At 61.0% G+C, this 7877-nt stretch carries 8 protein-coding genes; all 8 read left to right on the forward strand.

The window, feature by feature from the left end; all coding sequences use genetic code 11:
* Window positions 1-905: AraC family transcriptional regulator (locus ACMLHG_RS16160; protein WP_417171149.1), on the forward strand; the 905-nt coding region annotated here is incomplete at its 5' end.
* A 356-nt stretch (window positions 906-1261) separates the two neighbouring features.
* Window positions 1262-2599 (forward strand): RsmB/NOP family class I SAM-dependent RNA methyltransferase, encoded by a 1338-nt coding sequence (locus tag ACMLHG_RS16165; protein WP_417171150.1) that lies wholly within the window; start codon window positions 1262-1264, stop codon window positions 2597-2599.
* A complete protein-coding gene (locus ACMLHG_RS16170; protein ID WP_417171151.1) occupies window positions 2596-3066 on the forward strand; it encodes a tRNA (cytidine(34)-2'-O)-methyltransferase in 471 nt (156 codons plus the stop codon). Before ACMLHG_RS16165 ends, ACMLHG_RS16170 begins: the two co-directional genes overlap by 4 nt.
* A complete protein-coding gene (locus ACMLHG_RS16175) occupies window positions 3063-3374 on the forward strand; it encodes a hypothetical protein (protein WP_294435808.1) in 312 nt (103 codons plus the stop codon). Before ACMLHG_RS16170 ends, ACMLHG_RS16175 begins: the two co-directional genes overlap by 4 nt.
* 115 nt (window positions 3375-3489) lie before the next feature.
* Window positions 3490-4509 carry a TRAP transporter substrate-binding protein gene (locus tag ACMLHG_RS16180; RefSeq protein WP_294435807.1) on the forward strand — a complete coding sequence of 340 codons (1020 nt, stop codon included), beginning with the start codon at window positions 3490-3492 and terminating at the stop codon, window positions 4507-4509.
* Window position 4510: 1 nt separating this feature from the next.
* Window positions 4511-5020 carry a TRAP transporter small permease gene (locus ACMLHG_RS16185; RefSeq protein ID WP_294435806.1) on the forward strand — a complete coding sequence of 170 codons (510 nt, stop codon included), beginning with the start codon at window positions 4511-4513 and terminating at the stop codon, window positions 5018-5020.
* Window positions 5013-6314 carry a TRAP transporter large permease gene (locus ACMLHG_RS16190; protein ID WP_294435805.1) on the forward strand — a complete coding sequence of 434 codons (1302 nt, stop codon included), beginning with the start codon at window positions 5013-5015 and terminating at the stop codon, window positions 6312-6314. Before ACMLHG_RS16185 ends, ACMLHG_RS16190 begins: the two co-directional genes overlap by 8 nt.
* Before the next feature lie 127 nt (window positions 6315-6441).
* A complete protein-coding gene (locus ACMLHG_RS16195) occupies window positions 6442-7803 on the forward strand; it encodes a cation:proton antiporter (protein WP_294435804.1) in 1362 nt (453 codons plus the stop codon).
* Window positions 7804-7877 lie beyond the last annotated feature (74 nt).

Consider the following 7877-nt stretch of genomic DNA (forward strand, 5'->3'; position numbering starts at 1 on the left):
CACCACGACAACTCATGCCGGAAGAAATTGAATTTGAAATCGTGCCGCCGGTCGTCAAAGACGGCAGTTCGTTTGAACAGATCACGCACCGCAGTTCGCACCGCCTCTTCTTCTTCCCGACGCTGGAGAACACCGGCGAACTGCTCTACTGCAGTTGTCTTTTTGAAGTGCACTGGCTGCGGATGGCCGACTACCGGCGGAAGAATCTGAATACGCTGGGAGTGGAATATGTGAAAGAGGGATCGCTCCTCGCCGTGCAGAATGGCAGGGAATACCGGGTGGGCACGGGAGAAATTTTTCTGATGCGACCGGGGTGTGAAAGCGAGATCCATACGGGTCCGGAAGGGCACTGCCGGAAAAATTCCCTGGCATTACACGGCCCTCTGCTGCCGGCGGTTCTCCACGCCAGCGGCCTGGATCAGGTCGATAAAATCAGCGAAATCGACCATGCCGGGTTCGAAGCGCTGCTCGAACGATTCCGGGTGCTCTCCACCGAACCGGACCGGATGATCCGACGCAAAAACGGGGCATTGAGTTACGAACTGCTCCGTTTTCTGCAGTTCCCACAACCGGAACATGCAACACCGGAACGGTTCGAAAAAATTGCGCAGTCGCTCGCGGAAAACCCGGGGCAGAGCGGAGATCTGAATACGCTCGCTCGCCGGGCGGGGTGTTCCCCCAACCATCTGATCCGGGAATTCACCCGCTGTTTCGGCACCACACCGGGCCGTTATCTCCACGGCAAGCGCATGCAACGCGCCGCCGAACTTCTCCTCGAACACCCGGAATTATCCGTCAAGGAGATTTCCAGTGCGGTCGGTTATTCGGATGCGTTGAACTTTTCGACCGCCTTCCGGAAATATTTCGGCAATTCGCCGCTCCAGTACCGGAAGAGTCATTCGTGACAACAGGAAAGAGCGTTCCGACCGGGAGGAAGACGGGAGGAAAGACCGATTCGCTTTCCGCTCCGGGGCCTCGACGTTCTTCACCGCAGCCCGTCCATGGCGGAGCGGAGAGGATTCCCATCCCCGGGAGGAACCGGGCGGTTGCATCGAATGGCCCCCCCTCCAGCGGCATCCCTCCGGTGGAGCCCAGGCAAATGCACAGAGTCACCAACCATCCGCCCCGGGGGTTCCCCGGTCGACGGGGACGAAACAAAGCGTGAAGATTTCCCGATTGCGGCCTGTAAAAAACGCAGTTTTGGAGTTATTTTATAAGAATGGAAAAACATAAATACATTAACTTCGGGAAGAGAGAGATTTTGGAGCTCGATCAGAAAAAATTTCACTCGCTGCTGAAATCCACCGGCAGCGCGGCACGCACCGTGCTCGCCGCCGTGTTCGGCAGCAGAAGACCAGCCGACCGGGTGCTCAGCACCTGGTTCCGGGATAATCGCCGCTGCGGCTCCCGCGACCGCCGCTTCATCAGCGAAAGCATCTACGCTCTGCTGCGCAACTGGGGGCTACTCCGCCGCTTCCTGCCGGCAGAACGGCTCGCGGAAATAGAATCCGGTACAATCCGGCTCGGCCGCGCGGAACTCGACGCCCTGCTCTTCGGCGCCCTCTACCTTGATGCGCACGATCTGCCGACCGCCAGACTTCTGGCCCGGGAGCTGAACCTGCGGTGGCCGCAGCCGCTCCCCGCTGCCGAACCGTTGATCGGGCGGGCCGCCGCTCTGGCGAAACTCTTCGGCGTTCCCGTGGAGTTTCACCTCTCCGATCTGGTGCCGGAATGGGTGGCCGGCGCCCTCCCCGCGGATTTTCCGTTCGACCGGTTTCTCGCCGATCTTCGCCGCCGGCCCCCGATGTGGCTGCGAGCGCAGTGCGACGACCCCGCCAGACTTGCGGAAGAGCTGACGGCGGCCGGGCTCACGGTCCACCGTCACGAACGGCTCCCCGCCGCGCTCCGCGTGAACGATCCCCGGGTGAATCTCCACACACTTGAGAGTTTCCGCCGCGGCGACTTTGAAGTGCAGGATCTCGCCAGTCAATGCATCGGTCTGGCCGCCGCTCCCCGGCCGGGGGAACAGTGGCTCGACGCCTGCGCCGGAGCCGGCGGAAAAAGCCTCCAGCTCGCCGATCTTATGAAACGGCGCGGCACCGTGGTCGCCTGTGACGTGCGCAGTTACAAACTCGATGATCTGCGGCTCCGCGCCCGCCGGGCCGGATTCCCCAACATCGTCACGCGGGAGTGGGATGGCAAACCGTTCCACGGCAAACAGGCGGGCCGGTTCAACGGAGTGCTGGTGGACGCCCCGTGCAGCTGTTCCGGCGTCTGGCGGCGCAATCCCGACGGCCGCTGGACCCTCCACCCGGAGGAGCTGACGAAGACGGCGGAACTTCAACAGACCATCCTGGCGGCGGCGGCTCCGGCCGTCCGTCCGGGGGGCGTGCTGGTCTATGCGACCTGCTCCCTCTTTCCGGTGGAGAACGGCATGGTGGTGGAAAAGTTTCTCGCGGAACATCCGGAGTTTACTCTGGAGCCGTTCGCCAATCCGCTCACCGGGGAACCCACCTCCGGACAGCTCCAAATCCGCAGTTTCGACGGCGACTGCGATTCGATGTTCGTTGCACGGATGCGGCGGAAGGAGGAGAAGTGAAGCGATTTCACATCGTTCTGGTCGCGCCGGAAATTCCGCAGAACACCGGCACCATCGGCCGCCTCTGCGTCTCGACCGATACGTCGCTGCACCTGATCAAACCGCTCGGATTTTCGCTGGAGGACAAGTTTCTCCGCCGGGCCGGGCTGGACTACTGGGAGCATCTCGCCCCGTCGGTCTACGAGAACTGGGAGGAGTTTCTCGAACGCAATCCCGGCGCGGAGCTTCACTTTCTCTCCACCCGGGGGGAACGCTCTTACTGGGATGTGCCCTATCGCCCCGGTGATTACCTCGTATTCGGGCGGGAGTCAAGCGGACTGCCGCCGGAATTCTACAACCGTTACCGCGACCGTCTCTACCGGATTCCGATGCCCGGCAAGTATCACCGGAGTCTGAATCTGGCCAACGCCGCGAGCATCGTTCTTTACGAAGCGCTCCGGCAGAACCGCGAAGGAATCCTGCTGTGAATTTTGTCAAACTGCTCCTTTATCTGGTCGCCGGAGTGCTCGCCATCGGGCTGCTCCTGGCCTTCGCCCTGCCGCTTCTGATTCTCTGGATTCTCTGCATGCTGGTCGAAGCATTCTTCGGCGTAAAGCTGATCGACCGCCGGTTCGTCGGCCGTTTTCATCGAAGCGGCCGGCCTCAGCCGCCCCCCTCCCCCGCGCCGGAGCCGGAACCGGATGTTCCGGCCAGCGAGGCGGTCATCGACGTGGTGGCGGTCGATCTCCCCGATGAACCGCCGCAGGCGCCGGAGCGGCTCGAAGGCGGGAAATAACCGTTTCCTCCAGAAAACTCCGGATCGCGCAGGGAATTTTCCGGACAGGACTTGATTTTCCGCCCGGATGCGGTATCTTTTCTCTGAAAGAGAGAGAAACAGGGGGGTATTTTCCATGGCAAAAGAGTTTTCTTCCGGAGTTTCCAACTTCATCGCCGGCGTCCTGGTCGGCATTCTGATCGCCGCGTTCGGGTTCGCCTGGATGGTGCGCTCCGGTCAGGAACTCTCCGGCGGAGTGCGCCCCCGGGTCCTCCGGCTCGGCCACGGACTGCCGGTGGAACATCCGGTCCACAAGGCGATGGAGTTCATGGCCCGGCGGGTCAAGGAGCTCTCCGACGGGAAACTTGAAATCGCCATCTATCCGGCCGGCATGATCGGCTCCGAAGCGGAGTGTCTCAAACAGACGCAGAACGGGCAGCTCGATCTGAGCAAAACCTCCACCGCGGTGCTGGAGTCGAGCGTGCCGGAGATGACCGCCTTCAGCATGCCCTACCTCTTCCGTGACAAAGATCATTTCTGGAAGGTGCTCGACGGTCCGCTCGGGCAGAAGATTGCCGAACTGCCCGGCGGGATGCGCGGTCTCACCTATTTCGACTCCGGAGAGCGCAGTTTCTACACGACAAAGAAGGCGATCCGGAATCCGGATGACCTCAAGGGCATGAAAATCCGCACCCAGCAGAGCCGGTGCGCGATGGACATGGTGAGCGCGCTCGGCGGAGCGCCGACACCGATTCCGTGGGGCGAGCTCTACACCGCCCTCTCCCAGGGGACGGTGGACGGTGCGGAAAACAACCTGCCCAGCTTCGATACCGGCCGGCATCTCGAGGTCTGCAAAAATTTCACGCTGAGCGAACACGCCCGCGTGCCGGACATGCTGGTCATCGGCAACGCCGCATGGGATCAGTTGAACGACCAACAGCGCAAGTGGCTGAAAGAGGCCGCCCATGAAGCAAGTCTCTACCAGAGAAAACTCTGGGAAGAGGCGGAAAAGGAGTCCCGTCGGCGGGCGGAGGAGGCCGGCGTCCGGTTCTATTCCGTCGACAAGGCGGCCTTTGCGAAAAAACTCCGCCCGCTCTACGGCAGACAGCCCCGGGCGGTCAAACAGCTCATCCGGGAAATTCAGGAGGTGAAGTAAGATGCTGCTGAAGTTGAAACAGGGCTCGCTCCGGCTTCTGAATCTGATTCTGATCGCGGCCGTCGCCGTGCTGGTGCTCGATGTGCTGCTCGGCGTCGCTTCCCGCTATCTCTGGGGAGCGCAGGTCAAATGGACCGAAGAACTGGCGACCATTCTGCTCATCTGGGTCAGCTTTCTCGGGGCGGCCGCGGCCTTCGAGGCGCGCGCCCATCTCGGAATTGATTTTCTCACCGCACGGTTCACCCCTTCCGCCCGGCGGAAGGCGGAGCTCATCGCCCATCTGTGCACCATCGGATTCGTCATCATCGCCTTTCTGCTCGGCGGTTCCATTCTGGTGCGCCAGGCGCTGATCCACCGGAACATTCTCCCCGCGCTGCAGATCTCCGACGTGGTGATGTATCTGCCGCTGCCGGTGAGCGGTGTCTTCATTCTGATCTATGAGCTCGCCAATCTTTCCGCAGACTGGAAACGACGGGAAACCGAACCGGGAGAGGAACATCAACATGACTGAAGTCGCCATCGTTCTGACTGTAGTCTTCTTTGCGCTGCTGCTGTTGAATGTCCCGATTGCAACGGCGATCGGCATCGCTTCGCTCGCCGCGGTGTTCGCCAACGGCGGTTCGATTGCGCCGGAGGTGATCGTCGCCGACCGGATGATCGGCGGCGTCGGCTCGTTCGCTCTGCTGGCGATTCCTTTTTTCGTCCTCTCCGGCATTCTGATGGGGCGCGGCGGCATGGCGCGACGCCTGATCGATTTTGCGGCGGCGCTGGTCGGGCGGTTCCCCGGAGGACTCGCCTACGTCAACACGTTGACCTGCATGCTTTTCGGTTCCATTTCCGGCTCGGCGACTGCGGCGGTTTCCAGCGTCGGTGGCTTCATGATTCCGGAGATGACCCGCATGGGGTACAATCGAGAATTCAGCGTGGCGGTCACCACGACCGCCGCAACCACCGGTCTCATCATTCCTCCGTCGAACATCATGATCGTCTATTCCGTCGCCTGCGGCACGGTCTCGATTGCGGCGATGTTCATCGCCGGCGTGCTGCCGGGAATTCTGCTCGGCCTGTGCATCATGGCGGTCTGCGTCATCCATGCGCTGAGAAGCGGCGCACGCGGCGGCGAAAAATCGTCGTTGCGGACCATTCTGCTCACCTTCCGGCGGGCCTTTCTGAGCCTCTTTCTGATGGTGGTGATCATCGGCGGAATTCTCGGCGGCGTCTTCACTGCAACCGAAGCGGCCGCCGTTGCGGTCGCCTACTCTCTGGTGCTCTCCATGCTGGTTTACCGGGAGGTGAAGTGGCGCGATCTGCCCGATATTCTGCGGCAGACCGGCATCACCACGGCAGTCGTGATGCTGCTGATCGGCGTCAGCTCCGCGATGAGCTGGATCATGACGATATCGAACATTCCCCAGACCATCAGCAGCGGCCTGGTTTCCCTCTCAAACAATCCGGTGGTACTGCTCTGCGTCCTCAACCTGCTGCTGCTGATCGTCGGAACCTTTATGGATATGACGCCGGCGGTCCTGATTTTCACCCCGATTTTCCTCCCGGTCGTGCGGGAACTCGGCATGAGCGACATTCAGTTCGGTGTCATGATCATCGCGAATCTGTGCATCGGTCTGTGCACGCCGCCGGTCGGCTCCTGTCTCTTCATCGGCTGCGGCATCGGGCAGACCACCATCGCCCGGGTGACCCGGCCGATGCTGCCCTTCTTCCTTGCGATGTTGATCGCACTCGCGGCGATCACCTTCCTGCCGTGGCTTTCGCTCTGGCTGCCGGACGCAGCGGGGCTGTTGAAATAGCTGCGCCTCTCCTGTCTTGTGCGGGAATCTTTTCACTTTCCCCTTCGGCGGACTTGAAAACCCGGGGGGAATGCGTTAGGTTAGATCAATTTCCAAAAACAGAATACAGGGAGTTCCGAACCGTCTCATGAACAACGATGCCTTTCTGATTCTCTTCATCGCCTTCATCGCCCTGATGGGCATCGGGCCGCTGCTGCTGCGCCGCTTTCACATTCCCTCGGTGATCTCCCTTCTGATCGTCGGCATGCTGGTCGGGCCGAACTGTCTCGACCTGATTCCGCGGATCTCCGAATCGCTCAGCTTTCTCGGCAGTTCACCGGCGGTGGTGGCCTCGCATTTCGAATCCCTGGTTGACTCCCTCGGCTCTCTCGGTCTGGTGCTGCTGATGGCGCTTGCCGGCATGGAGGCCGATTTCAAACTGATTGCCGCGGCAAAAAAACCGGTGGTGGCACTCAGTGTGCTCACCTTTCTGCTGCCGGCGATTGCCGGATACGCGGTTTACGCCTGGTTCCGGCCGGAAGACTTCCCCGGCAAACTGCTCTACGCCTCGCTTTTCGCCTCCCACTCGGTCGGAATCGTCTTCCCGGTCATCCGGGAGCTCAAACTGACCCGGACCAAATTCGGCGCCGCCGTGCTGATTTCGACGGTGATCACCGACATTGCCAGCATCATTCTGCTTGCCGTAAGCGTCCAGCTCAAGCGGCAGAGCATCGGCATTCCGACCGAGGGGGCCCGGCGCACGCTGTCGATCTTCGATTACGTTGATCCGGCCATGTTCGGAGCGTTTTTCACACCGTTCTTCCTGCTGCTGGTGCTGATCTACCTCTTTGCGGCAATCGTCATTGTGTACTGCGTCGGGCGAAAACTGCTGAAACACTTTCAACCCGGGGAAGACATGCTCATCACCATTCTGCTGCTGGTCATCCTCGCCACGGTGCTGGTCGGAGAATTTCTCGGCATCAATCTGGTGGTTGGCGCCTTCATCGCCGGACTTGCCCTCTCCCGCCTGGTGAAATCCGAACTCGGTCACGGCGGTTCGCTGATCAACCGCTTTGAGAGCATCGGTTACGGCCTGCTGATCCCCTTCCTCTTCGTATCGATCGGCATGGAGACCGACTTTTCCGCATTCGGTGCCCCGGGCAATGTGGAGATCATCCTGCTCACGGTGCTGGGGCTGGTCTGCAGCAAGGTTTTCTCGGGCTGGCTTGCCATGCGCTTCTCCGGCTACGGCAACGGACACGGATTATGCGCCGGTCTGATGACCGTGCCGCAACTCTCCGCAACCCTCGCCGCGGCCGCCATCGGCAAGGATCTCGGCATGCTGGACAACCAGTTCTTCAATGCGATCATCATCCTGTCGATCGTGACCACGTTGCCGGTACCGACCCTGGTCCGCACCATCATCGAACGCGGGAAGCTCAAATTCACCGACGTCAACGACGAAGCGTACCATGTTCCCAACGCCGTCGTTCAGGACGACCTGCTCTGACCGGGGCTCCCTCCGTTTTCTTCGCAGGAAAGAAATCCGGAAAAACTTTTCTGCTGCGGCAGGAGGCCGCCCCC

Origin of the sequence: Victivallis sp. (assembly GCF_048170485.1) — a bacterium.
Classification (GTDB): Bacteria; Verrucomicrobiota; Lentisphaeria; order Victivallales; family Victivallaceae; genus Victivallis.